Source organism: Haloarcula regularis, from assembly GCF_029338315.1.
GTDB lineage: Archaea > Halobacteriota > Halobacteria > Halobacteriales > Haloarculaceae > Haloarcula > Haloarcula regularis.
On the sequence record NZ_CP119794.1, the window covers coordinates 2234162 to 2257093 of the forward strand.

At 68.0% G+C, this 22932-nt stretch carries 22 protein-coding genes, 1 tRNA gene and 4 pseudogenes; 15 read left to right on the plus strand and 12 right to left on the minus strand.

Features of this window, described 5'->3' with window-relative positions:
* Positions 1-208: 208 nt before the first annotated feature.
* Together P1N55_RS12020 and P1N55_RS12025 are read left to right on the plus strand one after the other, a co-directional pair.
* The gene (locus P1N55_RS12020; RefSeq protein WP_276275820.1) at positions 209-1501 is read left to right on the plus strand and encodes an O-acetylhomoserine aminocarboxypropyltransferase/cysteine synthase family protein; all 1293 of its coding nucleotides are present in this window, start codon (positions 209-211) and stop codon (positions 1499-1501) included.
* Positions 1502-1726: 225 nt separating this feature from the next.
* The gene (locus P1N55_RS12025) at positions 1727-1858 is read left to right on the plus strand and encodes a hypothetical protein (protein WP_276275821.1); all 132 of its coding nucleotides are present in this window, start codon (positions 1727-1729) and stop codon (positions 1856-1858) included.
* Between the two features lie 18 nt (positions 1859-1876).
* On the opposite strand, the gene serB is transcribed toward P1N55_RS12025, so the two are convergent.
* From serB to acs, 3 genes and pseudogenes are all read right to left on the minus strand, one after another.
* Positions 1877-2509 carry a phosphoserine phosphatase SerB gene (serB, locus tag P1N55_RS12030; protein WP_276275822.1) on the minus strand — a complete coding sequence of 211 codons (633 nt, stop codon included), beginning with the start codon at positions 2507-2509 and terminating at the stop codon, positions 1877-1879.
* Positions 2510-2584: 75 nt separating this feature from the next.
* Positions 2585-4759 (minus strand): annotated as a pseudogene (locus tag P1N55_RS12035) (ATP-dependent DNA helicase).
* A 57-nt stretch (positions 4760-4816) separates the two neighbouring features.
* On the minus strand, positions 4817-6748 hold the full coding sequence (gene acs / locus P1N55_RS12040) for an acetate--CoA ligase (RefSeq protein ID WP_276275823.1): 1932 nt from the start codon (positions 6746-6748) through the stop codon (positions 4817-4819).
* Positions 6749-6838: 90 nt separating this feature from the next.
* Here acs and P1N55_RS12045 point away from each other — a divergent pair, with 90 nt between their 5' ends.
* On the plus strand, positions 6839-7576 hold the full coding sequence (locus P1N55_RS12045) for a hypothetical protein (protein ID WP_276275824.1): 738 nt from the start codon (positions 6839-6841) through the stop codon (positions 7574-7576).
* Here P1N55_RS12045 and P1N55_RS12050 read toward each other — a convergent pair.
* Positions 7555-8520 (minus strand): cation diffusion facilitator family transporter, encoded by a 966-nt coding sequence (locus tag P1N55_RS12050; RefSeq protein ID WP_276275825.1) that lies wholly within the window; start codon positions 8518-8520, stop codon positions 7555-7557. The two genes, P1N55_RS12045 and P1N55_RS12050, sit on opposite strands and share 22 nt — an antisense overlap.
* A 67-nt stretch (positions 8521-8587) precedes the next feature.
* Between P1N55_RS12050 and P1N55_RS12055 the strand changes: the two genes are divergently transcribed.
* The gene (locus P1N55_RS12055; protein ID WP_276275826.1) at positions 8588-9097 is read left to right on the plus strand and encodes a metallophosphoesterase; all 510 of its coding nucleotides are present in this window, start codon (positions 8588-8590) and stop codon (positions 9095-9097) included.
* A 28-nt stretch (positions 9098-9125) separates the two neighbouring features.
* Here P1N55_RS12055 and P1N55_RS12060 read toward each other — a convergent pair.
* A pseudogene (locus P1N55_RS12060) lies at positions 9126-9793 on the minus strand (ArsR/SmtB family transcription factor).
* A 160-nt stretch (positions 9794-9953) separates the two neighbouring features.
* Between P1N55_RS12060 and P1N55_RS12070 the strand changes: the two are divergent.
* From P1N55_RS12070 to P1N55_RS12085, 4 genes are all read left to right on the plus strand, one after another.
* A complete protein-coding gene (locus P1N55_RS12070; protein ID WP_276275829.1) occupies positions 9954-10076 on the plus strand; it encodes a DUF7859 family protein in 123 nt (40 codons plus the stop codon).
* 44 nt (positions 10077-10120) lie between these two features.
* A complete protein-coding gene (locus P1N55_RS12075) occupies positions 10121-11200 on the plus strand; it encodes an aminopeptidase (protein ID WP_276275830.1) in 1080 nt (359 codons plus the stop codon).
* A 351-nt stretch (positions 11201-11551) separates the two neighbouring features.
* Positions 11552-11926 carry a YccF domain-containing protein gene (locus P1N55_RS12080; protein WP_276275831.1) on the plus strand — a complete coding sequence of 125 codons (375 nt, stop codon included), beginning with the start codon at positions 11552-11554 and terminating at the stop codon, positions 11924-11926.
* A 60-nt stretch (positions 11927-11986) separates the two neighbouring features.
* Positions 11987-12307, plus strand: a complete 321-nt coding sequence (locus P1N55_RS12085; protein WP_276275832.1) for a zinc ribbon domain-containing protein — start codon at positions 11987-11989, stop codon at positions 12305-12307.
* A 1-nt stretch (position 12308) separates the two neighbouring features.
* On the opposite strand, the gene P1N55_RS12090 is transcribed toward P1N55_RS12085, so the two are convergent.
* The 3 genes from P1N55_RS12090 to P1N55_RS12100 all read right to left on the minus strand — a co-directional run bounded on the left by P1N55_RS12090 (position 12309) and on the right by P1N55_RS12100 (position 14886).
* A complete protein-coding gene (locus tag P1N55_RS12090; protein WP_276278721.1) occupies positions 12309-13145 on the minus strand; it encodes a DUF1109 domain-containing protein in 837 nt (278 codons plus the stop codon).
* 105 nt (positions 13146-13250) lie between these two features.
* Positions 13251-13544, minus strand: coding sequence for a hypothetical protein (locus P1N55_RS12095; protein WP_276275833.1), 294 nt, complete (start codon positions 13542-13544; stop codon positions 13251-13253).
* A gap of 313 nt (positions 13545-13857) precedes the next feature.
* A complete protein-coding gene (locus P1N55_RS12100; RefSeq protein ID WP_276275834.1) occupies positions 13858-14886 on the minus strand; it encodes a radical SAM protein in 1029 nt (342 codons plus the stop codon).
* Between the two features lie 116 nt (positions 14887-15002).
* On the opposite strand from P1N55_RS12100, the gene P1N55_RS12105 reads away from it, so the two are divergent.
* The 5 genes from P1N55_RS12105 (at position 15003) to P1N55_RS12125 (ending at position 18446) form a co-directional block, all read left to right on the plus strand.
* A complete protein-coding gene (locus P1N55_RS12105; RefSeq protein ID WP_276275835.1) occupies positions 15003-16349 on the plus strand; it encodes an MFS transporter in 1347 nt (448 codons plus the stop codon).
* Positions 16350-16386: 37 nt separating this feature from the next.
* Positions 16387-16908, plus strand: a complete 522-nt coding sequence (locus P1N55_RS12110; RefSeq protein WP_276275836.1) for a phosphate-starvation-inducible PsiE family protein — start codon at positions 16387-16389, stop codon at positions 16906-16908.
* Positions 16909-16932: 24 nt separating this feature from the next.
* Complete coding sequence (locus P1N55_RS12115; protein ID WP_276275837.1) at positions 16933-18033, plus strand: DUF373 family protein; 1101 nt, start codon at positions 16933-16935, stop codon at positions 18031-18033.
* Positions 18033-18329: a hypothetical protein gene (locus P1N55_RS12120; protein WP_276275838.1), complete on the plus strand. Its 297-nt coding sequence runs from the start codon at positions 18033-18035 to the stop codon at positions 18327-18329. Before P1N55_RS12115 ends, P1N55_RS12120 begins: the two co-directional genes overlap by 1 nt.
* A gap of 42 nt (positions 18330-18371) precedes the next feature.
* Positions 18372-18446 (plus strand) — tRNA-Arg (locus P1N55_RS12125).
* A 444-nt stretch (positions 18447-18890) separates the two neighbouring features.
* Here the strand turns inward: P1N55_RS12125 and P1N55_RS12130 are convergent.
* Both P1N55_RS12130 and P1N55_RS12135 read right to left on the minus strand, forming a co-directional pair.
* Positions 18891-20051 carry a M61 metallopeptidase family protein gene (locus P1N55_RS12130; RefSeq protein WP_276275839.1) on the minus strand — a complete coding sequence of 387 codons (1161 nt, stop codon included), beginning with the start codon at positions 20049-20051 and terminating at the stop codon, positions 18891-18893.
* 17 nt (positions 20052-20068) lie between these two features.
* Positions 20069-20536, minus strand: coding sequence for a hypothetical protein (locus P1N55_RS12135; protein ID WP_276275840.1), 468 nt, complete (start codon positions 20534-20536; stop codon positions 20069-20071).
* Between the two features lie 134 nt (positions 20537-20670).
* Here P1N55_RS12135 and P1N55_RS12140 point away from each other — a divergent pair.
* Both P1N55_RS12140 and P1N55_RS12145 read left to right on the plus strand, forming a co-directional pair.
* Positions 20671-21122, plus strand: a pseudogene (locus tag P1N55_RS12140) (TRAM domain-containing protein).
* 133 nt (positions 21123-21255) lie between these two features.
* Positions 21256-22032: pseudogene (locus tag P1N55_RS12145) on the plus strand (SDR family oxidoreductase); the annotation flags it as partial.
* Positions 22033-22035: 3 nt separating this feature from the next.
* On the opposite strand, the gene P1N55_RS12150 reads toward P1N55_RS12145, so the two are convergent.
* Together P1N55_RS12150 and P1N55_RS12155 are read right to left on the minus strand one after the other, a co-directional pair.
* A complete protein-coding gene (locus P1N55_RS12150) occupies positions 22036-22269 on the minus strand; it encodes a hypothetical protein (protein WP_276275842.1) in 234 nt (77 codons plus the stop codon).
* Positions 22270-22535: 266 nt separating this feature from the next.
* Positions 22536-22910: a CBS domain-containing protein gene (locus P1N55_RS12155; protein WP_276275843.1), complete on the minus strand. Its 375-nt coding sequence runs from the start codon at positions 22908-22910 to the stop codon at positions 22536-22538.
* Positions 22911-22932 lie beyond the last annotated feature (22 nt).

Consider the following 22932-nt stretch of genomic DNA (forward strand, 5'->3'; position numbering starts at 1 on the left):
CGCAACCCGCTCCTTGAAAAATCTGGATCAAAAAAAGCCGGCCGTCGCTCCGCTCCGGCCGGTGAAACGGCTCGCTTCGCTCGCCGTATGCGTGACTCGTCTCGGGACCGCAACTACCGTCCGTATTTGCCGTCGTCCCGGGGCACTGGCGTCGTTGTCCGGTGTAGTGAATCTTTATTCCCCAGGGGATGAAGATGGGTACCACACCATGAGCGACGACCGCGGATTCGAGACAGACGCGCTGCACGTCGGCCAGGACGAGCCGGGCACCGACGCCCGCTCACGGGCCCCGCCGATCCACCAGACCACCTCGTACGTCTTCGAGGACGCCGACGACGCCGCCGCCCAGTTCGCCCTGGAGAAGCCCGGGCACATCTACTCGCGGCTGATGAACCCGACCGTCGCGATGCTGCAGGAACGACTCGCCAAACTCGAGGGCGGGGTCGGTGCCGTCGCGACGGCCTCGGGGATGGCGTCGCTGAACCTCGCGACCTTTCTGCTGGCCGACGTCGGCGACAACATCGTCACGGCCTCCTCGCTGTACGGCGGCACGTACACCTACTACACTCACACTGCGCCGCGCAACGGCGTCGAGGCCCGCTTCGTCGACACGCTGGACTACGAGGCCTACGAGGAAGCCATCGACGAGGACACTGCCTACGTCCACTTCGAGACCATCGGGAACCCGGCGCTGGTGACCCCCGACATCGAGCGCCTGGCCGAGATCGCTCACGACAACGGCGCGCCCCTCTTCGTCGACAACACGTTCGCCACGCCGTACCTCTGTAACCCGCTCGAACACGGCGCGGACCTCGTCTGGAACTCCACGACGAAGTGGATCCACGGCCACGGTACCACCGTCGGCGGCATCCTCGTCGACGGCGGGTCGTTCCCGTGGGACGAGTACGCCGAGCAGTACCCCGAGATCGGCGGCGACAACCCGGCCTACCACGGGGTCAACTTCCGGGAGCGGTTCGGCGACGCCGCGTTCACCTACGCCGCCATCGCCCGCGGGCTGCGTGACCTGGGGTGCCAGCAGTCGCCGTTCGACGCCTGGCAGACGATGCAGGGCCTGGAGACGCTGCCCTCGCGGATGGACCGCCACTGCGCGAACGCGATGGCCGTCGCGGAACACCTCGACGACCACCCCGAGGTCTCGTGGGTCACCTACCCCGGCCTCGAGAGCCACGAGACCCACGACACGGCCTCGAAGTACCTCGACGGCGGCTACGGCGGGATGATCACCTTCGGCCTTGAGGACGGCTACGACGCCGCCCGGACGACCGTCGAGTCGACCGAGATCGCCTCCCTGCTGGCGAACGTCGGCGACGCGAAGACGCTCATCATCCACCCGGCGTCGACGACCCACCAGCAGCTCACCGACGAGGAGAAGGCCACCGCCGGCGTCACCGACGACCTGGTGCGCCTCTCGGTCGGGACCGAGGCCGTCGAGGACATCATCGCCGACCTCGATCAGGCCATCGACCGGGCCACGAACTGACTCCCTCTCCTGGCGGTTTCTCGCGACACTCTCTCGACCACGCCCCCGGTGAGCCGGTGGCCTCTCGCGACGTCAGTCAGGAATGTTTAGCGATATATTCCAGAAGTAGGCGGTATTTAGGTCTGAATGGTTCGTTATATCGAGAATACTGAAACGAACACAAGGAATAAGGGAGAACCACTGGATAATATCATATACTGTTGCCGATACCCGTCCCACCAACCCATGTCCGTGCTCACGTCACTCAGAAACGCCGTTCGACTGGACCGGGAGACCTACGTCTGCCGGTTCTGTAACCTCTCGTTCGACCGCCAGCTGACGAACTGTCCCGCCTGTGGCTGTAGCGAGGTCGAGTAGCCGTCGCGGCCGCGCCGGTCAGAGGATTCCTTTCGCTTCCAGCAGGTCCCGCAGTTCCGCCATCGTCTCGACGGTCACGTCACAGGCCGGTTCGACGGCCGGTTTCGGGTCGAACCCGACGGCGAGGCCGGCGACCTCCAGCATCGGCAGGTCGTTCGCGCCGTCGCCGACCGCGACGGTGTCCGTGCGGGCCTCGCCCGTGACGGCCGTCGCGACTTCGAGCGCGTCGTCTTTCGTCCCCTCGATGAGCGGTCCCTCGACCTCGCCGGTGAGCTTCCCTTCGGCGACGGGCAGGCGGTTGGCGACGATGGCGTCGACCTCGACGCCTTCCGCTTCGAGTGCGGCCTCGACGCCGCGCTCGAACCCGCCGGTGAGGATGGCGACGTAGACGCCCGCCTCGCGCAGCGCCCGGATGACGTCGGCCGCGCCCGGGCGCAGTTCCACCGCGTCGAAGGCCGCCTGTGCCTTCTCGTCGGGCAGGTCGGCGAGGAGCGCACAGCGCTGACGCAGGCTCTCCGCGTATTCGATCTCGTCGTTCATCGCCCGTTCGGTGATATCGGCCATATCCTCGGCGGTGCCGTTCTGGTCGCCCAGCAGGACCGTCATCTCCGAGTCCGAGAGCGTCCCGTCGAAGTCGAACGCGACTAACATTACCGGATGGTACCGTGGCCGGGGTTTCAAACTATCCGGTTTCGCGTCGTGACTGGCCAATCCTCGCCGAGGTGTCTACGGTTTCGGCGGCGCCCCGTCGTACGCCGACATGTCCTGATAGAAGTTCAGCATCGCGAACTTCAGCTTCTCGGGATCGATGTCGACCATCTCCCGGCGCTCCTCGGGCGGGAACGCGCCGCGCACGGCGTAATCGTGCATCTCCATCTCGGCGGCCTCGGTGTAACGCTTGTCCAGCAGGATGCGCGCCCCGAAGTCCTCGGGCGAGCGGACGACTCGGCCCAGCGCCTGGCGGGTCTTCCGGACCGTGGGTATCTCGACGGCGTAGCGCCACCCGGCGTCGTCCTCGCCGTCGCCGAACGCCGTCGCGTAGGCGTCCTGGACGGCGTCCATCCGGTCGTCGAGGTGCGGGTACGGGACGCCGACGACCACGACGGTCCGGGCGTCGTCGCCGTCGTAACTGACCCCTTCGGCCAGCGTCCCCACAGCGAGGTAAAGAGGACGCCGTCGTCGCCCCTGGTGAACGCCGCCCGGAGGTCGCGGGCTTGCTTCCCGGGCTCGTCGAGGTACCGGGTCCCGCTGACGGCGACCATGTCGTGGTAGCGCTCGGCCTCGCTGTAGGAGGGGCAGAAGACGAGCGTGTTCCCCGGCGTGAAACGGACGACGTCCTCGAGCGTGCGGGCGATGGTCCGCTGGGTCTGGGGGTCGTCGCGCTGGCTGGCGAACAGCGCGGGGCCGTCGACGGCGTAGGTGCGCCGGCGCTCCTCGGGGAACTGCGCGCCGTAGGCCATCGTCACCGGGTCCGAGAGGCCGACGACGTCCTCGGTGACGTCGAAGGGCCGCAGGGTGGCGCTCATCAGGACCGCCGCGTGCAGGTCGTCGAACAGCGACCGGGTGACCTGCTCGGGGATGCAGGTGTAGAGTTCGGCCCGGCCGTACACCTCGTCGGTGGACTCGTCCCTGCGGACGCTCACGACGGGGTACTGGCCGGCGTCGTCCGACTCGGCCAGCCAGTCCGCGAGGAAGGTGGCCGCCTGGAGGGTCTGACACTCCTTGCGGGTGTCGAGTTCACCGTCCTTGAACTGCTCTACGTACTGCTCGTCGAGTTCGCGGCCCAGGTCGACGGCGTCGTCGAGTTCCGCGTGGAACCCGGGCCCGGAGTACCCCTGGAGAAATGCGAGCGTCAGGTCGTCCCGGCGGTCCGGGTTGGCGATGGTGACGTCCTCCCAGTGGTCGTCGACCGCTTCCCTATCACCGAAGCCAAAGGAGTCCTCGTATGTCTCGACCAGGGCGTCCCGGAACGTCTCGAGGACGTTCGTCGCCGCCTCGACCCGGGGGTCCTCGACCCCCTCGAGTTCCTCGAGCGCCTGGGCCAGCGTGTTCTCGGTGAGGGTGCGTCGGGCGTGGTCCCGCGCGGCGGATTCGACGTTGTGAGCCTCGTCGAAGACGGCGACCACGTCCTCGGGATCCCGGCCCAGCCAGCGGAAGAACTGCTCGCGGATGGTCGGGTCCAGCAGGTGGTGGTAGTTACAGACCACGAGGTCGACGCCGTCCATCCCCTCTTTCAGCAGTTCGTAGCCACACATGCCCTGCTCGTGGGCGTACTCGTAGACGTCGTCGGGGGTGCGCACGTCGTCGTAGAGCCACGCGTAGAAGGCGTCGGTGTCGACGGTGAGGTTCCGGTAGTAGTGGTCGCAGACCGACCGCTCCTCGCGAATCTCGTCGCGTTCGTCCTGCAGGTTCCGGAGCTCGTCGACCACCGCACTCCGTGCTTCCATCGCCTGCGTGTCCCCGGATTGCCCTTCCTCCAGGAGTTCCCCCTCGCGCTGTTCGAGGTCGGCGATGTCGCCCTCGACGTCCACCAGGTCGCGGGTCGTATCACGGAGCGCCTGGCACTCCTCGTAGTCGACGTCGATGTGGCACATCGACCCCTTGCCACGGAAGACGACCGCGCGCAGACGCTCCTGTTCGGTGATGGCGCGGGCGTCCGCGACGAACTGGCGCATCTGCTGGTGGACGTTTGTCGTGATGACGACGGTCTTGCCGGTCTCGCGGGCGTGTTCCAGCGCCGGCACCAGCGACGCCAGCGTCTTGCCGGTGCCACAGGCCCCCTCGAAGAGGACGTCCCGCCCCTCGCCCAGCGCCTCGTAGATAGTGCCCATCGCTTCGCGCTGGTGGTCGTACGGCTCGTCGTAGGGGAAACCGGAGGTACCCGTCGTCGGTCGTCGCCACTGGGTGGTAGTGGCGCTTCTCGGGATAAAAGACTTCGCCGGGGGACGGAACTGGTCGCTACTCGTCGGGGGCCTCCACCTCGATGTCGTCGGTCGCCTGCTCGACCGTGTCGACGGCGTCGGGGTCCTCGATGGTCGAGAGGTCGCCCAGGTCCTCGTCGAGCATGATGTCGCGGATGGTCCGGCGCATGATCTTGCCCGACCGGGTCTTGGGAAGCTGGTCGACGAACTTCAGCTCGCCGACGACGGCGAACGCGCCGACCTGCTCGCGAACGTTCCCGACGAGTTCCTCGCGGAGGGCGTCGTCGGGCGTCACCGACTCGCGGGTGACGACGAAGGCGGCCGCCACCTCGGTCTTCTCTGGGTCGGGTTTGCCGACGACCGCGGCCTCGACGACGGCGTCGTGGCTGACCAGTGCGTCCTCGAGGTCGGTCGGCCCGATACGGTGGCCGGCGATGGTGATGACCTCGTCGGCCCGGCCGCTGAACCAGAAGTAGCCGTCCTCGTCCATCGAGACGGCGTCGCCGACCCAGTACTTCCCGTCGACGGCGCGCCAGTACTCGTCGAGGTAGCGGTCGTGCCCCTCCCAGAGCGTCGGGGTGAGGCCGGGGAAGGGCTCCTCGACGACCAGCGCCCCCTCGGTCCCCGGCTCGACCGGGTCGCCGTCGAAGTCGGTCACCGTCACCTGGACGCCCGGCAGCGCGACGCCCGCGGCGCCGGGCCGGATCGGCACGAGGTCGATGCCGTAGGGGTTCCCGATGATGGGGCCCGCGGTCTCGGTCTGCCACATGTGGTCGATGACGGGCACCTCGTCGTCCAGCACCTCGCGCTGGAGCCACTCCCAGGCCGGCGGGTTGAGCGGTTCGCCCGCCGAGAAGACCGCCTCGAGCGTGGAGAGGTCGGCACGCTCGTGGAACTCGTCGTCGAAGCCCGACAGCGCGCGGATAGCCGTCGGCGCGGTGAATATCTCGGTGACGCCGTGGCGCTCGACGAGGTCCCACCAGACACCGGCGTCGGGGTAGGTCGGGACCCCCTCGTAGACGACGGTGGTACACCCCACGAGCAACGGCGCGTAGACGATGTATGAGTGGCCGACGATCCAGCCGATGTCGGAGGTAGCGAACCACGTATCGGCGGGCTTGAGGTCGAACATCCACTGGGCCATCGCGTAGACGTGGACCTGGTAGCCGCCGTGCTGGTGGACGGTCCCCTTGGGCTTTCCCGTGGTCCCGGAGGTCGGCAGGATGAACGCGGGGTCGGTCGCCGCCGTCTCGACGTGGCTCGTGTCCTCGTCGCGCCCGCGCTCGAGCGCGTCGGTCCAGGTGGTGTCGCGCTGGTGCAGCGCCGTGTCGCCGCCCCGCTGGAGGACCACCACGTCCTCGATGCGGTCGCCGGCGGCGTCGTACTCGTCGAGCGAGCGGTCGACGATGGCCTTCAGGTCGACCTCGTCGCCGTTCCGGTAGCCGACGTCCGCCGTCAGCAGCAGCGAGGCGTCGGCCAGCTCGATGCGGTCGGCCAGCGCCGCTGCGCCGAACCCGCCGAAGACCACCGAGTGGACGGCCCCGATGCGGGCACAGGCCAGCATGGCGAAGACGGCCTCCGGACACATCGGCATGTAGATGGTCACGGTGTCGCCCCGTTCGATGCCGAACGACCGGAGCATCCCGGCGACCCGCTCGACCTCGTGGAGCAGTTCGTTGTACGTGTAGACCTCGTTGCCCTCGCGCTCGCCGGTCTCGAAGACGAGCGCGGCCCGGTTCCCGTCGCCCGCTTCGACGTGCCTGTCGACGGCGTTGTAGCTCACGTTCGTCCGCCCGCCGGTGAACCACTCGAACTCGCCCGGCCCCTCGCTCTCGAGGACGGTGTCCCACGGCTCGGACCAGTGGAGGTCCGACGCCACCTCGGCCCACAGCCCCTCCGGGTCCTCCCGTCCCCGTCGCTGGAGGGCTCTGAGTGCCGGTGCGCGGACGTCGTGATTGTCGCCTGTCATAGGCACCTGTTCGAAACAACATCATAAAAATTGTGTGGGTTACGTGGTAACACCCGCCAGGTACTTGCCCGCCCCGCCCCTCTCGGGGGTATGTGGCGGCCCCTGACGGTCCTCACGGTGGCGCTGCTGGCGGGCTGTTCTGGCCTGGTCGTCGGCGGTGACGCACCCGGGGAGACGGTGACGCCGGCGCCGGTCCCCGACACCGCGACGGACGTCCCGGTCCCGCTCCGGAACGGGACGGTCGACATGGACCGCCTGCTCTCGCGCCACGACGCCGCACTCGCAGAGCGCAGTTACCACCGCCGGATCGTTCGCGAGGGACCGCAGAACACCCGTGACGTGTGGGTGGACCGCGATGGGGGCGTCGTCCGGGTAAGACAGACGTTCGGCCCGCTCGTCGACGATTCGGTCCTCGTCGGCAACCGGGAGTACACCAACGTCCGGGACGACCCGGACACGGACTACGTGATCCGGCCCAGCGAGGGCCAGATCCCCTACGTCCGCACCCTGTCGGGCGGCGCCTTCCTCGCTCAGGTGCTGACCGGGGGGGAGTACCGACGCCTCGGCACGGTCCAGCGCGACGGGCGGACGCTCGCTGTCGTCGGGACGAACCGGACCGACGGCGCGCTGTCGCCCTCGCGGAACGCGATTCTCTCCTCGCGAGTGTACGTCGACCGGGCCGGTGTCGTCCGCTACGTCGACCACCGGGCGCGCCGTCCGGACGGGAGCAACCTCACCGTCGAGATGACGATCACGACGGGTCTAGAGCGGGTCCCCGTCCCGTGGTGGCTTCGCGACGCCGACCCCTACGTCTCCGGTTCGATGTAGACCTTCCTGACGTCGCCGTTCAGGTCCTTCAGGTCGGTCTCGATGGCGGTGATGGCGTCGTCGAGCGCCGCGGTGTCGAGGTCGGTGTCGAAGACGACGTCCGCCGAGACGATGACCTCGTTCGGCCCGAAGTAGACCGTCCGGAAGTCGACCAGTTCGACGACGCTCCCGTGGGCCAGGATGGCCTCGCGCAGTCGCGCGCCCTCGTCGGCCGGGAGGCTCTCGCCCAGCAGGAGGCGCTTGTTCTCCCAGGCCAGCGCGAGCGCAAAGCCCATCAGCATGATCCCTATGAGCAGGGCCGAGACGTTGTCGAAAAAGGCGTTCCCGGTCTGCTGTTCGAGGAAGAGACCGACGAGCGCGATGGTGATACCGGCCAGTGCGATGGTGTCCTCGGTCAGGGCCGTCAGCGTCGTCACGTCGCTGGTCTTGCGGAAGGCCTCGCGGTAACTGCCCCAGTCGTTGCGGGTCATCTGCCGGCGCATCTCCGCGCGGGCCTTCACCAGCGCGTACGTCTCGAAGGCAAAGGCCGCAAGCAGTACGGAGTAGTTGACCCAGAGCGGGTCCAGCCACGCCGGCGGCTGGTAACTGATAAAGAGGAACTCGATGCTCCCCGAGTGGGCCCCGCCGTGGCCCCCCGCGGTCAACTGGCTCCAGCCGTGTTTCAGGCTCTCCCACCCGGCGATACCAAAGAGGAAGACGGAGACGAGGAAGCTGTAGAAGAACTGCGCCTTCCCGTACCCGAAGGGGTGCGTGCGGGTGCTCTCCCGCCCGCTGTAGCGGATACCGATGAGGAGAAACACCTGGTTGCCGGTGTCGGAGATGCTGTGGTAGGTCTCCGAGAGCATGGCGGCGCTCCCGGTCAGCAGGAACCCGACGAACTTCAGCACCGCGATGGCGCCGTTGGCGAACAGGGCGGCCAGGACGACTGATTTACTGCCTGCCATTACCACTGGGTCACGAGCGGGCCCCAAAGTGGTTCTGGATTTATACCCCCGCCACGTAGCCCGAACCGTGCTCACCGTCGTCTCCGACACCCACGGTACTGACGGGCACCAACTCGAAGACAGGACGCTCGCGGCCGTGCGCAGCGCCGAGGCCGTCGTCCACGCGGGGGACTTCACGACCGAGCACGTCCTCGACGCCGTCGCGGCCGAGGCCGGGTCGCTGACCGCCGTCTACGGGAACAACGACACGACCGGCGTCTGCGAGCGACTCACGGACGTCGCGACGTGCTCGTGGGCGGGCCGCACTGTGGTCGTCGCCCACGGCCACGAGCACACGGAGACGGCCCTGGGGATGCTCGCCCGCCAGGAGGATGCCGACGTGGTCGTCGTCGGCCACTCCCACCGCCCCACGCTCTCGACCCTGGACGGCCGCCTGCTCGTGAACCCTGGGTCGTACGCCGACCCGCGGCGCTACCGGCCCGCCCACGCCGAACTGCTGGCCGAGGACGGACTGTTACGAGCGCGACTGCGCGCTCCGGACGGAACGACGTACTCGGAAGTCACACACGACGTCTGAACGGTGAGAAACAACCCACGCGAGACGACTACCGGACGTACCAGATGGCCACGAGGGCGACGAGGACGAAGGCCCCGCCGGCGAAGAACGCGAGCCCCGGTGAGAGCCCGCCCGCGACCGCCGTGCTGCCCTGCGTGGCGGCGTCGACCGCCCCGAGTGCGGTCTCGGTCCCACCGTCGGCGATGGTCCCGTTCTCGAGGTAGAAACTCGGGTCCCGGCTCGCCGTGTCCGCGCTCCCACTGTGGACCGTCGGCCCGCCGAAGAGGCCGGCCCCGAACACCTGCTGGACGAGCAGGCTCGCCAGGCCGACGATGGCGAGGCCGCCCAGGAAGTTCGCCAGCGCGGCCCGCAGCCCGGAGGTCTCTTGCTCGTCGCCGGCACAGATGACCAGGGGCTGGTTCGCCGGGGCGTAGACGTCCATCTCCCTGCCCTTCTCTGAGTAGGCCGTGTCGACGATCTCGACGGCGCCGGCCTTCTTGAGCTTCTTCAGGTGGTACTGGGCGTTCTGCAACGAGGTGTCGACGCGGTCGGCCACTCGCCCGGCGGTGCGGGTTCGCGGTTGAGCTCCGACAGCAGCTTCCGCGCAGTCTCTGCCGAGAGGGCCGACAACACGTCGTCAGCGTCTTCGCTGTCGACCCCGATGACCCGCGGTTCGGCGTCCGGTATCGCCGGGTCCCGGGAGGGCAGTAACGACATGATTCTTCATATGTTCTATGCCCATATGAGTGTTATCCAAACTACGACGACTCTTACACATATCGCTCAAAGGTCGATTTTACCTTTCGATTCCGGGCGATTCAGCCCGCCTCCGGGGAACTGCCGAAACTCCTTTGCCCCGCCGTCGGCAATGGGGCGTATGGCCGAACTGATAACCTACGCCATCCTCGCCGCCGTCCTCGGGTTCTTCTTTTTCATGTACCTGATGCTCCGGCGCACGGTCACCGGGTTCAAAGAGGGTCTGGACGGCAGCAGAAAGTAGCCGCGGACGAAAGCTGTTTGGGGCCGTCGGCGGTGTATCCCCGTATGGACCCGCGCATCCGTGAACACGCAGAAGTCGTCGTCGACCACTCGCTGGACCTGAGCGAGGGCGACGATCTGGTCATCGACGCCCACCCCGTCTCGGAGGATCTGGTCGTCGCACTGCACGAGCTCGCCGCCGACCGCGGCGTGAACCCCCTGGTCGTCCAGGACCGCCTTGGCGAACGCTACACTCGCGCGTACCTGCGCAACCGCGACGAGTTCGAGACGCCCAGCCACGTGATGGCGCTCTACGAGGAGATGGACGCCTACATCGCGATCCGCGGGAGCGCCAACGTCACCGAGACCAGCGACGTCGATCCCGAGACCAACGCCGCCTACCAGCAGGCCCAGCGCCCCCTGCTCGACGAACGGCTCTCGAAGCCCTGGTGTCTCACTCAGTACCCCGCGGCGGCCAACGCCCAGCTGGCCCAGATGTCCACCGAGGGCTACGAGAACTTCGTCTGGGACGCCGTCAACAAGGACTGGGACGCCGTCAGGGAACACCAGTCCCAGATGGTCGACATCCTCGACCCGGCCGACGAGGTCCACATCGTCTCCGGCGAGACCACCGATATCCGGATGTCCGTCGCCGGTAATCCCACCCTGAACGACTACGGCGAGCGCAACCTCCCCGGCGGCGAGGTCTTTACCGCTCCCGTCGCCGAGAGCGTCGACGGCGAGGTGCTGTTCGACAAGCCGCTGTACCACCAGGGCCGCGAGATAACCGGCGTCTCGCTGCGGTTCGAGAACGGCGAGGTCGTCGCCCACAGCGCCGAGAAGAACGAGGACCTCCTGACAGAGGTGCTGAACACCGACGAGGGCGCCCGCTTCCTGGGCGAGCTCGGTATCGGGATGAACCGCGACATCGACCGATTCACCTACAACATGCTGTTCGACGAGAAGATGGGCGACACCGTCCACATGGCGGTCGGCCGGGCCTACGAGGACACCGTCGGCGACGAGAACGAACAGAACGAGTCGGCCGTCCACGTCGACATGATCGTCGACATGAGCGAGGACTCGTACATCGAGGTCGACGGCGAACGCGTCCAGGAGGATGGGACGTTCGTGTTTGAAGAGTAGCGAGGCCGACCAACGGGAGGCCTCGTCCCGGAGCGGTGACCGAAGGGAGCCGCGGAGGAGTAGCGAGGCTTCGAACGGAGTGAGAAGCCTCGAACCGGAACGGTGACCGAAGGGAGCCGTGGAGGAGTAGCGAGGGGCGCGAACGAAGTGAGCGGCCCTCGAAGACGCGCAACGGGGAGCGAAGCGACCCGGGAGAAATAGCGAGAGCCCGAGCGTAGCGAGGGGCGCGACCGGAGGAGTCTCGACGATGCGAGGCCGACCAACGGGAGGGTTCGAACCGCGGGGTCGTCCGGGAATGTGACCTCCGTCCACGGACAGAAAGCTGATGCCGACCGGCCGAGTAGGGCAGGCATGAGCGACCAACCCTCCCTCCTCGTCCGCGCGGTGTGGTTCGTCTTCGTCGGCTGGTGGGCGACCGGCCTCTGGCTCGCCGTCGCGTGGCTGTTGAACGTCACCATCGTCGGCATCCCGCTGGGTATCAAGATGATAAATAGGGTCCCGCTGGTCCTCTCGCTCAAGCGTCGTGACCCGCTGGTCGAAGCGGGCGGGAGCGGGGCACAGCACTCACTCCCGGTCCGTGCGGTGTGGTTCCTGCTGGTGGGCTGGTGGGCCAGCGGCGTCTGGCTGGGCGTCGCGTACGGCCTCTCGCTGACCATCGTGGGCCTCCCGCTGGCCATCTGGATGTACAACAAGCTGCCGTACGTCGTCTCGCTCTACGCGTACTGACCGACGGGCAACGGTTGTACCGAGCGAAGGATACTCACGACTGGACCACTTTGGTACCGTATGGCACTCGGGCAGGTGGAACTGGCACTCCGGGTCGCGGCCGGACTCTTCGTCATCGTCACGCCGACGTTGCTGTTTCTCGGACTGTGGAACTGGCTCGAGTCGATGCGCGACGACGAACTCATCCAGCGGGCCCACAGACGGGCGAAGCACATGGAGCAGGCCGAGTCGGGGTCGTGGCGCCTCGACGCCGCGGCGATGACGGCCGCGGCTACGGGCACCCGGATTCCCGACGGGATGACGTCGTGTGCGAGCTGTGGGGCCCACAACCGCACGGACATGACCTACTGCCAGGAGTGTCTGGGCAAGCTCTCGAAGTGAGTCACGGGCGTCGCTCTTCGACCCACACTACGAGCGTTGGCGACGCCCGATCCCCGTCGCAGTCCTCGCCCCGTTCGACCGCGTAGGTCACCGGCTCGGTCTGGTTGACGTCGACCAGCACGTCCGCCCGGACGTCGACGGTGCGCGTCGTCTCGCCGCGGATGACGCTCCTCTGCTCGAAGGCGGCGGGTTCGTAGCCGACCCAGAGCTCCCGACTTGGCGGGTCGGGGACGCCCAGCAGGCAGCCGCGCAACTCGGGGAGGTCGAAGGCTCTCGTGAAGACAAACTCGTTGCGGGCGGTGACCGTGCCGATAGTGACCTCAGACTGGGTGTACCCCCGGTCCGGGCCCCGCGTCGGCGGCTCGACGGTGACCGACGACTCCGTCTCGAGGTCGTATGTCACGCCGCCGCCGACGGCGTCGACGCCGACGAGCACCGCGCTCAGGACCACGAGACCGGTGACGATGGCCGCGGCGGTCCGGCGCGACATCGTCAGCTCACGCACCCGGAGGCCGTACCCGAGCCCCAGGAAGACGGCGGCCGAGGCCGCGAGCAGGAGGAAGGTGCCGGTCTCTCCGGGGTCGTAGCGGACGACGACGTAGCCGACGAAGACGACGTAGGCGATGCCAGACAGCGCGAACGCGACCACGTCCAGCACGTCGCGCTGGACCGCCACGCCGGCGACGAAGAAGACGACGAACGTCAGCAACAGCAGGACGGCCTTCACCGTAATCGAGAGACCGAACACCACGTCGCGGACGAAATACAGCAGCGCTGCGGCCGCAAAGAGGACGCCCAGCGCGTAGAGGAGTTTGCCGCTGTCGATGTCGAAGTTCATGGGGACCAGCTGGACAGACTCCACACGGTACTATCAAATTGTCGACCAAACCGACTGGGCCCGGCTGTGACTGGCCCATCGACGTGCCAGCGCGTGGCGGTTCGCTCACACCGCGTCGTCAGGGTCGTGGCGGGTCCGCATCCGCTCGGCCTCCGTCCCGTAGCGCTCCCGGCGGTCGGCCGTCTCGACCGGTCGCAGTTCCTCGAGCGACGCCTCGATGGCGGCGGTGACCTCGGGCGCGTTGCCGCCAAAGCGGTTGAACGCGCGCTCTTTCTGGAGGTAGCGCGTCCCGTCGAGCGTGGCGTACACGATGACGAGGATGTGTGGCGAGTCCGCGGAGAAGGTCCGCTCGACCATCCACACCTGCTCGGTTTCGGCGGTCGTGTCTGTCCGGCTCATATCGGGAGATACGACGGCCACCTCGTTCAACGGCCCTGACTGTTCTCGACCTGTGAGAACCGGAGGCTCAGTCCCTCGCTGTCCCTCGCCACTCCGGTGTCGCTGGTCGCCGTCTGATCAGTCGTCGTCGGTCGCCCGCGACCCAGTGCCGGGCCCAGCGAGCGGCGTCCGATCGACCACGGTCCGCATCCCACCTTCTGCCTCGGGTGTGCTCACTCCGTTCGCACACCGCTCGTCGAAAAATCTGGACCAAAAAGCCGACCGCTCGTTGCACTCGCGGTCGGTGAAACGGCTCCCTTCCGTCGCCGTATACTCAGTCGTCGGCGGTCGCCCGCGACCCAGTGCCGGGCCCAGCGAGCGGCGTCCGTTCGACCACGGTCCCGTCGTAGGTCGGGTACTGCTCGACGATCTCGCCTTTCGGCACGTCGCCCTCCTCGACCATCTCCTCTAAGAGCCACCACGCCAGTTCGACGTGGTCGGACTTGACGGCGTAGAACTCCTCGGGGACGCCGAGTTCCTCGAGTCGCGCCTCTGAGACCCAGGCTTTCCCGTAGACGAGGGTCCCGTCCTCGGTGACGTCGTCGAACTCCCGGCGGATGTTGCGGGCCATCCGCTTGAGCCGCGAGCGGTGCTGGGCGGCGTCCTTGAAGACGCTCGTACAGAAGTAGACCTTCTCGTGGTCGCCCATCGTCTCGAGGATGTCGTGAGACCCCTCGACGGCGCTCATGTGGTCCTCTTTGAGTTCGAAGCCCGCCTCCTGCATCCGGCGGTAGTTCCCGTCGGACATCTCGAACTCGTTGATGTTACAGAAGTCCGCGGCGCCCTCGTCTAAGAACTCCAGAAACTCCTCCTCGGCGCGGATGCCGGGAATCTCGAAGGCCGGCGTCAGCCCCTCCTCGCGAGCGATGTAGAGGATCTCCTCCCACTCGGTGCCGTGGAGGTCGCCCCACAGCTCCAAGGGCGGGTGGAAGCGGATCTCGTCCAGGCCGGCCTCCGAGAGGCGGCGCATGTTCTCGCGGCCGCCGGTGATGCCCGTATAGAGGTGCGTGTGGTGGTCCTCGCCGAACTCCTCGGTCAGCAGTTCCAGGTAGTGACAGGTCCGGTCGAGGGCCTCCTGCGGTTCGCCACCCGTGATGGACGTGCCCAGCGCGCTCATGCGCTTGGCCTCCTCGATGACATCGGAGTCGGCCTCGACGGGGCGCTCGTTGGCGTACATCTGGGTGACGTTCTTGCGGTTCTCCCCGAGGGGACAGTAGAAGCAGTCCCGCTGGTCACAGTAGCCGTAGACGAACAGCACCATCTTGCCGCCCTTGGCGCACTGTTCGCAGCCCTCGGAGATCATCGTGTACACCCTACCAGTTCCCCGAGTGGCAAGCGTGCGCATCACGGTCGGTGTGGGATGGGTCGACGTGGGCCGGCCCCGCGGGGCTTATCCCCCGTCCGGCCGGACGTCGGGTCATGACCGACTCCGCGAGGACGCTCCCCGAAGGTGCCCGCCGTCGGGGCCTCGCCATCGTCCTGGCTGTCGTCTTCCTCGACCTGCTGGGATTCGGCATCATCATCCCCATCCTCCCCTTCTACACGCGCTCGTTTCCGGGTGGCACCGAGTTCGTCATCGGTCTGCTGGCGGCGTCGTACTCGGCGATGCAGTTCGGGTTCGCGCCCGTCCTGGGGTCGCTCTCGGACCGGGCGGGCCGCCGGCCGGTGCTCGTCCTCTCGCTTTCGGGGTCGGTGCTGGCCTGGACCATCTTCGGCCTGGCCGACGCGCTGTGGTTGCTCTTTGCCTCCCGGATGCTCGCCGGCGCGATGGGCGGGAACCTCTCGACGGCCCAGGCCTACGTCGCGGACGTGACTCCGCCGGAGCGCCGGGCGGCCGCGCTGGGCTACATCGGCGCGGCCTTCGGCGTGGGCTTCATTTTCGGTCCTGGAATCGGTGCGATCCTCTCTTTCGACGCCACCGTCGCCGCCGTCGCCGCCGCGCTCCCCGCCGTCGTCCCCATCACGAAGTTCTCCCTGCCGAGCTTCGCCGCGGCGTTCGCCAGCCTCTGTGGCGTCGTCGTCGCGGTGTTCTTCCTCCCCGAGTCGCGCGCCCCGGCGGCGACGGACGAGGCCCGCACCGCCCGCCCGTCGGCCCTCTCACAGCTCCGGGCCGCCGTCGCCGCGCCGGGTCTGCGCGAACTGCTCGTCGCCTTCTTCCTGGTCTCGTTTGCCTTCTCGGGTGTGCAGATAATGTTCATCCCGTACGTCGCCGACGTCTACGGCTACACGGCGGCCCAGAGCGCGCTGTTGCTGACCTACATCGGCGTCCTGGCGGTACTCACGCAGGGCGTCCTCATCGGGCGGCTGACCGCCAGGTACGGCCCCGTGGCGCTCTCTGTCGCGGGCACCGCGTTGCTGGTCGGCAGCGTCGGCCTCCTCCCGTTCTCGAAGACCGTGGGGGCTCTCTTTCCGGACCTCTCCGCGCTCGCGCCGTTTCTCACCGCCGACCTGCTGGGGCTGCTCGCGATTCTCACCGTTCTCCCGGTTGGCAACGGCGTCCTCTCGGTGACGCTGACGGCCCTGGTCTCACAGCGCGCCGGTGCGGACGTCCAGGGCAGCGCCTTCGGCATCACCCAGGGCGCCGGGAGCCTCGCCCGCACCGTCGGCCCGCCGGTGATGGGGTGGCTGTACTTCGCCGTCGGCTTCTGGTCCCCGTTTGTCGTCGGGGCCGTCCTCCTGCTCCCGGTCGGCGCGCTCGTCCTCCGTCTCGGCCGCCACGAGCCGGTCACGGACCCGGCCCCGACCGACCCGGGCCACATCAGGTAGGGGCGGCGTTGATGTATCTGGAGAAATACTTCTGGTTATGGGCGAGGACGACTCTGGCCCCGTGGGCGGCCCGGTCTCGGCCGGCGAGTCGCTCGACGAGCGGGTCCTGGCCCGCAGCGAGGACCTCATGCGATCCGTCGAGGTGGTGGCCGCGCTGGTGCTGGTCGTGCTCTTTGCCATCGGCGTCTTCGACCTCGGCCTGCAGATATTCCGCACCGCGCTCTCGGGCACCATCACCGATCCGCTGGTGGTCGTCGGGTTCATCGACACCGCCCTGCTGCTCTTTATCATCGTCGAGGTGTACCAGACCGTCGTCGCCTACACCCGGGAGAGCCAGACGCGCCGTATCGTCCGCCTGGTCATCTACACCGGCGTCATCGCCATGGTCCGGAAGGCCATCATCTTCCGGACCGGCGAGTACGCCGACGAACAAGCCGCCCTGCTCGCCGCCGGCGCCTACGCACTCATCATCTTCGGCCTGGCGGCCCTGCTCGTCGTCGAACGGCGCACCCGCGAGACCGACGAGGCGACGCCCGCCCCCTCGCCCGAAGACAGTTAAACGCTCGTGGCGTATCCGGCGACAATGCTGCTGGTGCTGTGTGTCGACCTCGACGACGACCTCGGCCGGAAGACCGGTATGGACACGCCGGTCATCGGGCGCGACGCGGTGGAAGACGCAGCCGTCGCGCTGGCCGAGGCCGACCCCGAGGACTCCGACGTCAACGTCCTCTTCGAGGGCATCCACATCTACGACGGCGTCGAGGACGAGGCCGTCGAGGTCGCCGCGGTCACCGGCGTCGACGGGAGCGACGTGGCGGCCAACCGCGCCGTCGGCGAGGAGGTCGACACGGTGCTGGCGTCGCTGGTCACCAGCGAGGACGTCCGGGCACTGGTCGTCACCGACGGCGCCCAGGACGAGTCCGTGGTGCCGGTCATCCGCTCGCGGGTCCCCATCGACGGCGTCCGCCGGGTCGTCGTCCGCCAGGCCCAGAACCTGGAGTCGATGTACTACACCATCAAGCAGGTCCTCGACGACCCGGAGACCCGCGGGACCATCCTGGTGCCGCTGGGCATCCTCCTCCTTATCTACCCGCTGACCATCGCCGTCGAGTCGCTGGGCCTTCCGGGGTCGGCGCTCGGTATCATCTCCGGCTTGCTCGGGCTGTACGTCCTGGCCCGTGGGCTGGGCGCGGAGGAACTGGTCGACCGGACGGCCGAGCGCATCACCTCCGGGGTCTACGCCGGCCGCATAACCATCATCACCTACGTCGTGGCCGCGGCGCTGTTGGTCATCGGCGGCGTCAGCGGCGTCCAGACGCTCGACGCCCAGCCCGAACCCCGCTCTGCCGTCGAGGTCGTCGCCGCGCTCGTCTTCGGGTCGCTCCAGTGGTTCGCCGCCGCCGGCGTCACCTCCAGTCTGGGCCGGGTCACCGACGAGTACCTCCACGATACGTTCCGGTGGCGGTACCTCAACGCGCCCTTCTACGTGCTCGCCATCGCCGCCGTCCTCCACGGAGTCAGCGCCTTCTTTCTTGGCCTGCAGGACCTCCAGTACCTCGCCGTCGTCCTCACCGGCGGGACGCTGCTGGGCCTGGCGAGCACCCTCGCCTTCGCCGTCGCCGAGACCCGTTTCGAGCCGCCGGACCAGCGCAGTCAAGGCCCCGGCGGCCACTCCTCCGAGTGATGTACGTCTCCCGCGCCGTCGAGAGCATCCGCGCCGACCCGATTCCCGGCGAGACCGTCGCGCTGGCGCTGACGACCGCCGACGACGCCGACTCCGAGGCCGTCGCCAGCGCCGTCGAGGACTGCGGCGCCACCGTCGAGCGCAACCTCCAGTTCGACGATCTGGCGGTGTCGGTCCCCCACGAGCGCGTCGACGACGTCTGTGCTGTCGACGGCCTGACCGCTGTCGAGACGACCGACGCCATCGCCATCACCACCGCCGAGGCGACCGACGAGGACGTCGAGTACGAGGGCTGATTTCGCACGCCTTTTGTCACCGCCCCCGCTACGAACTGGTGAGGGCACGTAGCTCAGTCCGGATAGAGCGTCGGACTTCTAATCCGACGGTCGTGGGTTCGAATCCCATCGTGCCCGTCTAAATTTTACTTCGTCGGGTTCGCGTCTGCGACGCGAACCACTCCTCGCAAAATTTAGTATAAAACGACCTTCACGCTCACTTCGTTCGCGTGAAGTGAACCGCTCGCTACGCTCGGCGGATGCTCGACAGTCGGACGTAGAGGGATCGTACAATCCCGGAAGGAATGTTCGGTAGTGACCGCTCTCTCGTCCGTTCGACTCGAAAAACGTGGGCTTGGTGATCACTGTGAAGCAAGGCTCGAACGTCGAGCGGAGCGAGTCTTTCGGTGGCGAAAAAGAGCCGGCACCTCGCTGCGCTCGGTGCCGGTGAACCGCGCTCACTCCGTCCGCGCGGCGGTGACTCCGTGGTCGTGGGTCGATAGGAGTCGGATTATAGAACTCGAACACGGCTCTCTCCGGGTATCGTCCCGCCGTGCCTCGATCCCCTCGCGGGGGCTGCGTTCATCGCCCGTTCCGTCGTCGCCACCAGAGCCCGAGCGTCAGCGCGACCACACTCGCGGTCACCCAGAGAACCGTGGGGGGTGCCTGCTCGTCGGTTGCGTCGGCCGCGTCGACGTCGGTCACGGCCACGGGCCTGCTGACGGCGAAGTCACGCTGCTGTTCGGTGTCTGCGGCGACCCCGCGCCGAACAGTGTCGACTTCGTAGCGTGCGGGCGTCCGGCGCGGGCGAAGCAGGGTCGAACTTGGTTCGTCGGCCTCGGGCCACGGTTCGTCGACCAACGGGTCGGACCCGGCCTTGACCTCGACGCCGTCGTCGAGGCCGTCCCCGTCGGTGTCGGCCCGGAACGGGTGGCTCCCGTAGCGCCACTCGGCGGCGTTGTCGAGGCCGTCGCGGTCCGGGTCGTTGCGCCCCTCGCGGGTGACGGCGTGGGGTTCGTCGGGCACCAGTGGTGCGGAGCCGACGACCGCCTGCCGGGCGAACGCCGCGGTCTCCCTGCCGGCGACCGTGGCGATGGCCTCGACGAACGAGTCGAGGGTAACCGGGCCCTCCCGGGCCGTTAGCAGTTCGAGCACGTCCTCGAACGAGTGCTCCCATCCGGTCCGGCGCTGGATGCGGGCGTCGAGGGCGGCGACGACCCGTGCGCCCTTGTGGTACGGGGCGGTCCGTGCGTCCCACGTTTCGGGGCGCGAGAGGTCGGCCCGCTCCGAGCGCTCGGTCGTGATGCGCGTCCGGAACCGGTCGTAGCCGACGTGGCCCTGCCGCAGCGTGATGGTCGCGGCGTAGTAGTCGGCGCTGCCCTCGGTGACCCAGCGCATCTCCTCGGTCGTCCGGTAGTGCTGGCGGGTGTGGCGGTACTCGTGGACCCAGACGTTCGTCGGGTGTCTGACGGGCTCTCTGGCGTTGACGATGACCGCCGGTTCGCCGTTGGCGGGCGTGTACCCGCCCGGCCCGAGCCAGTCCGGGGCGGCGAAGACGGTCACCACGCTGTGGGTCGGGCCGACGCGCGTCTCGCGCTGAGCGCCCGCGATGGACCCGAGGATGGTCGCCGGCGGCGCCCGTAGCACCACGGTCTCGGGGACGACGAGCCGGATCGACCCAACGCCCGTCTCCCGGGTCACCATCTCGTAGGCGCCGAGGTAGGCGACGGAGGGGCTCCCCACGCCGGGGCCGTCGACGGTCAGGCGCTCGTCCCAGTCGGGTTCGCGCTCGCCCCGCCACTGCCAGCGGGCGCGCAGAGCGACCTCCGTTCGACTGACGAGCGTCCACTCCCGCGTGTCGGCCGTCCGCTGACCGAACGGCGTCGAGAGGTCGACGGGGACCGTATACGAGAGCCTGGGTCGTTCGGCGTCGCCGTCCCACTGCAGGCCCTGTCCGTTCGCTCGAACCCGTCCCGGGAGACCCGCGTCGCGTTCGTGGGCAACTGGACCGTGAGGCTGGCGACGGGGTCGGGGACGGTGACAACCGCCGTCACGCGGACGAGGCCGGGCCGCGCGGGCAGGCGCTGAATCTCGTAACGGACGTCGATAGACGGGGCCGACGCGGTCGGTTCCGACGGGGCGTCGGCGGCGGCGACCGGCCCGGTCGCGCCGCTGCAGAGGGCGAGTGCGAGCCCCAGTGCCACGATAGCCGAACGTATCGTCGTCATTACCCGACTCCGGTACGCAGGGGTTGCGGCCCACCCGGCAAAAACGTTCGTCGGCCCGACGCTCGCGCGATACGGGCCCGTCGGGGGCCCGCCAGGTCGCAAGCGTTTTGCCGTCCGCCAATCTACGCTGGGCTATGCCCGACTGTCCGCTCGCAGACGAATGCCCCAGCTTCACCGAACGAATCGAGGGGATGGGCTGTACGCACTACGGCGACCGGGGTGGTGCGGAGTGGTGTAACCACTACAGCCAGCCCATCTCGGAACTCAAGAGCCAACCGGTGAAAATCGGCGAGGAGGTCGTCGTGACCGTCGAGGACATCCACGAGAGCGGTGCCGGCGTCGGCCGTACGGAGGACGGCTTCATCATCATGGTCGACGGCGTCTGCCGCCGGCGAAGGCGAAGGTGAAGGTGACGAAGGTGCGGTCGAACCACGCGCGAGCGGACGAGATCGAGCGGCTCGAACTCGACGAGGAGGACGTGGACGACGACGAGGCCGACCGGACGGCGGCCGACGAGGACGCCGAGGACGGCGAGGACGACGACCGTCGACGGCTCGGCAGCCGGGACAACTTCTGGGGCAGCTAGACCGGGCAGTGTTCAGTTACGATCCGAGAGCCACGAACAGACAGCCGGGGCATTCTGGCGCTGCGAAGCATCGTAAACACGACCGCGAGACTGGCACCGGAACTTTTTGACCCCTAGTGCCGTGGCGACTGGTATGGACCTCGAACTCGAGGGGAACGTAGTACTGTGTACCGCCGCGACGAGTGGCCTCGGCCTCGCGAGCGCCGAATCCTTCGCTCGCGAGGGCGCACACGTCGCCGTCTGTGGGACCACGCCCGAACACGTCGAGGCGGCGCGAGAGCGACTCGGGGAGACGGGCGACGGTGACGTCCTGGCCGTCGAGGCCGACATCACCGACCGCGACGAGGTCGAGGCGTTCGTCGAGGAGACCGTCGAGACGCTGGGCGGTCTCGACCACGTCGTCACGAGCGCCGGGGGCCCCGGCCCCGGCCCCTTCCTCGAGACGACCGAACGCGAGTGGTACACGGCTTTCGACCTGCTGGTGATGAGTGTCGTCTGGACCACCCGCTTTGCCTACCCCTACCTCCGGGACTCCGAGGCGGGGACCGTCGTCAACATCACCTCCCGGTCGGTCGCGGAGGTCATCGACGACCTGGTCCTCTCGAACGCGGTGCGCCGGGCGGTCATCGGCCTGATGAAGACCCAGGCACGCGAGTGGGGTCCGGCGGTCCGGGTCAACGCCGTCCTCCCGGGGTCTCACGAGACGCCCCGCATCGAGGAACTCGTCGAGGCCGCCGTCGAACGCGGCGAGTACGACTCCTACGAGGCGGGCATCGCCGAGTGGTCCGACGCACCGCTGGGGCGGGTCGGCCAGCCCGAAGAACTCGGCGACGTCGTCGCCTTCCTCTCGTCGGCCCGCGCGTCCTACGTCACCGGCACTGCCCTCCCCGTCGACGGCGGGTCGATGCGAAAGCTAGCGGCCCGGTCGATCCAGCGACTGGCCGGCGTTCCCGCTGGGGGTCGCCAGCTGCCAGACGAGTAGCCCGAGCGAGACTAGCGCGACCGCCGCCGTCGCGACGTAGGCCTCGCTCTCGACCGGGAACAGCTGGTCCGGAAAGAGGGCCGCGAACACGAGCAGTCCGCCCGCAGAGAACCCGACCAGCAGCGGGACGACGGTCAGCCAGAACCGGCGAGCAGCCCCTTCCATACCCGCACCACTCGTTCTAGCCTACTGTGTGTTTCGCCTGAATGACAGTCAGTCGATAGGGCTCCCACGACGTCGGTCTCGCCGATACAGCACTCGAAACTATCCACGGCGGTGGGCCTGCGAGGAACCCACCCGTGTGTCGGTTGTCTCGACGTATCGTGGATGTCCGAGTCGACGTGGGTTCGAGCATCCGTGGCCACCGGCCGGATGGAACGTATACGTCCACCGGGTCGCTCATCCTCTGGTGGGGTCTCTACCGATCGCCGCTACGCCGCATCACTGCTCGCTTTGCTGGACAGGAACGCCGTCTGGTCCAGTGCGGAGAGCATCCCAACCACGTCGTCACCGTCGGTCACGGGCAGATGGTGGATTTCGTGCTCGATCAGCGTGGCGGCGGCTTCCTGGACCGTGGTGTCGGCGTCGACGGTGATAAGATTCCTCGTCATGTGGTCGGCGACTGTCGCATCACCGAGCGCCCGTCTGGTGGCAACGATCTCCGCGAGGTCCGTCGTCGTAAACAGCCCGACCGGCCGACCGGCGGTGTCGACCACGACGAGTGATTGTACGTCCCCGCTGACCAACCGTGCGGCCGCGGCCTCGACGGCGGTCGTTTCGACGACAGTGACGAGGTCTTCGGTCATCAGGTTTCACGGGAGTTTCGCC

Coding starts and splice junctions, on each gene's coding strand:
- P1N55_RS12020 (WP_276275820.1), top strand. CDS start 209: ATGAGCGACGACCGCGGATTCGAGACAGACGCGCTGCACGTCGGCCAG.
- P1N55_RS12025 (WP_276275821.1), top strand. CDS start 1,727: ATGTCCGTGCTCACGTCACTCAGAAACGCCGTTCGACTGGACCGGGAG.
- serB (WP_276275822.1), bottom strand. CDS start 2,509: ATGTTAGTCGCGTTCGACTTCGACGGGACGCTCTCGGACTCGGAGATG.
- acs (WP_276275823.1), bottom strand. CDS start 6,748: ATGACAGGCGACAATCACGACGTCCGCGCACCGGCACTCAGAGCCCTC.
- P1N55_RS12045 (WP_276275824.1), top strand. CDS start 6,839: ATGTGGCGGCCCCTGACGGTCCTCACGGTGGCGCTGCTGGCGGGCTGT.
- P1N55_RS12050 (WP_276275825.1), bottom strand. CDS start 8,520: ATGGCAGGCAGTAAATCAGTCGTCCTGGCCGCCCTGTTCGCCAACGGC.
- P1N55_RS12070 (WP_276275829.1), top strand. CDS start 9,954: ATGGCCGAACTGATAACCTACGCCATCCTCGCCGCCGTCCTCGGGTTC.
- P1N55_RS12075 (WP_276275830.1), top strand. CDS start 10,121: ATGGACCCGCGCATCCGTGAACACGCAGAAGTCGTCGTCGACCACTCG.
- P1N55_RS12080 (WP_276275831.1), top strand. CDS start 11,552: ATGAGCGACCAACCCTCCCTCCTCGTCCGCGCGGTGTGGTTCGTCTTC.
- P1N55_RS12085 (WP_276275832.1), top strand. CDS start 11,987: ATGGCACTCGGGCAGGTGGAACTGGCACTCCGGGTCGCGGCCGGACTC.
- P1N55_RS12090 (WP_276278721.1), bottom strand. CDS start 13,145: ATGAACTTCGACATCGACAGCGGCAAACTCCTCTACGCGCTGGGCGTC.
- P1N55_RS12095 (WP_276275833.1), bottom strand. CDS start 13,544: ATGAGCCGGACAGACACGACCGCCGAAACCGAGCAGGTGTGGATGGTC.
- P1N55_RS12100 (WP_276275834.1), bottom strand. CDS start 14,886: ATGATCTCCGAGGGCTGCGAACAGTGCGCCAAGGGCGGCAAGATGGTG.
- P1N55_RS12105 (WP_276275835.1), top strand. CDS start 15,003: ATGACCGACTCCGCGAGGACGCTCCCCGAAGGTGCCCGCCGTCGGGGC.
- P1N55_RS12110 (WP_276275836.1), top strand. CDS start 16,387: ATGGGCGAGGACGACTCTGGCCCCGTGGGCGGCCCGGTCTCGGCCGGC.
- P1N55_RS12115 (WP_276275837.1), top strand. CDS start 16,933: ATGCTGCTGGTGCTGTGTGTCGACCTCGACGACGACCTCGGCCGGAAG.
- P1N55_RS12120 (WP_276275838.1), top strand. CDS start 18,033: ATGTACGTCTCCCGCGCCGTCGAGAGCATCCGCGCCGACCCGATTCCC.
- P1N55_RS12135 (WP_276275840.1), bottom strand. CDS start 20,536: ATGACGACGATACGTTCGGCTATCGTGGCACTGGGGCTCGCACTCGCC.
- P1N55_RS12150 (WP_276275842.1), bottom strand. CDS start 22,269: ATGGAAGGGGCTGCTCGCCGGTTCTGGCTGACCGTCGTCCCGCTGCTG.
- P1N55_RS12155 (WP_276275843.1), bottom strand. CDS start 22,910: ATGACCGAAGACCTCGTCACTGTCGTCGAAACGACCGCCGTCGAGGCC.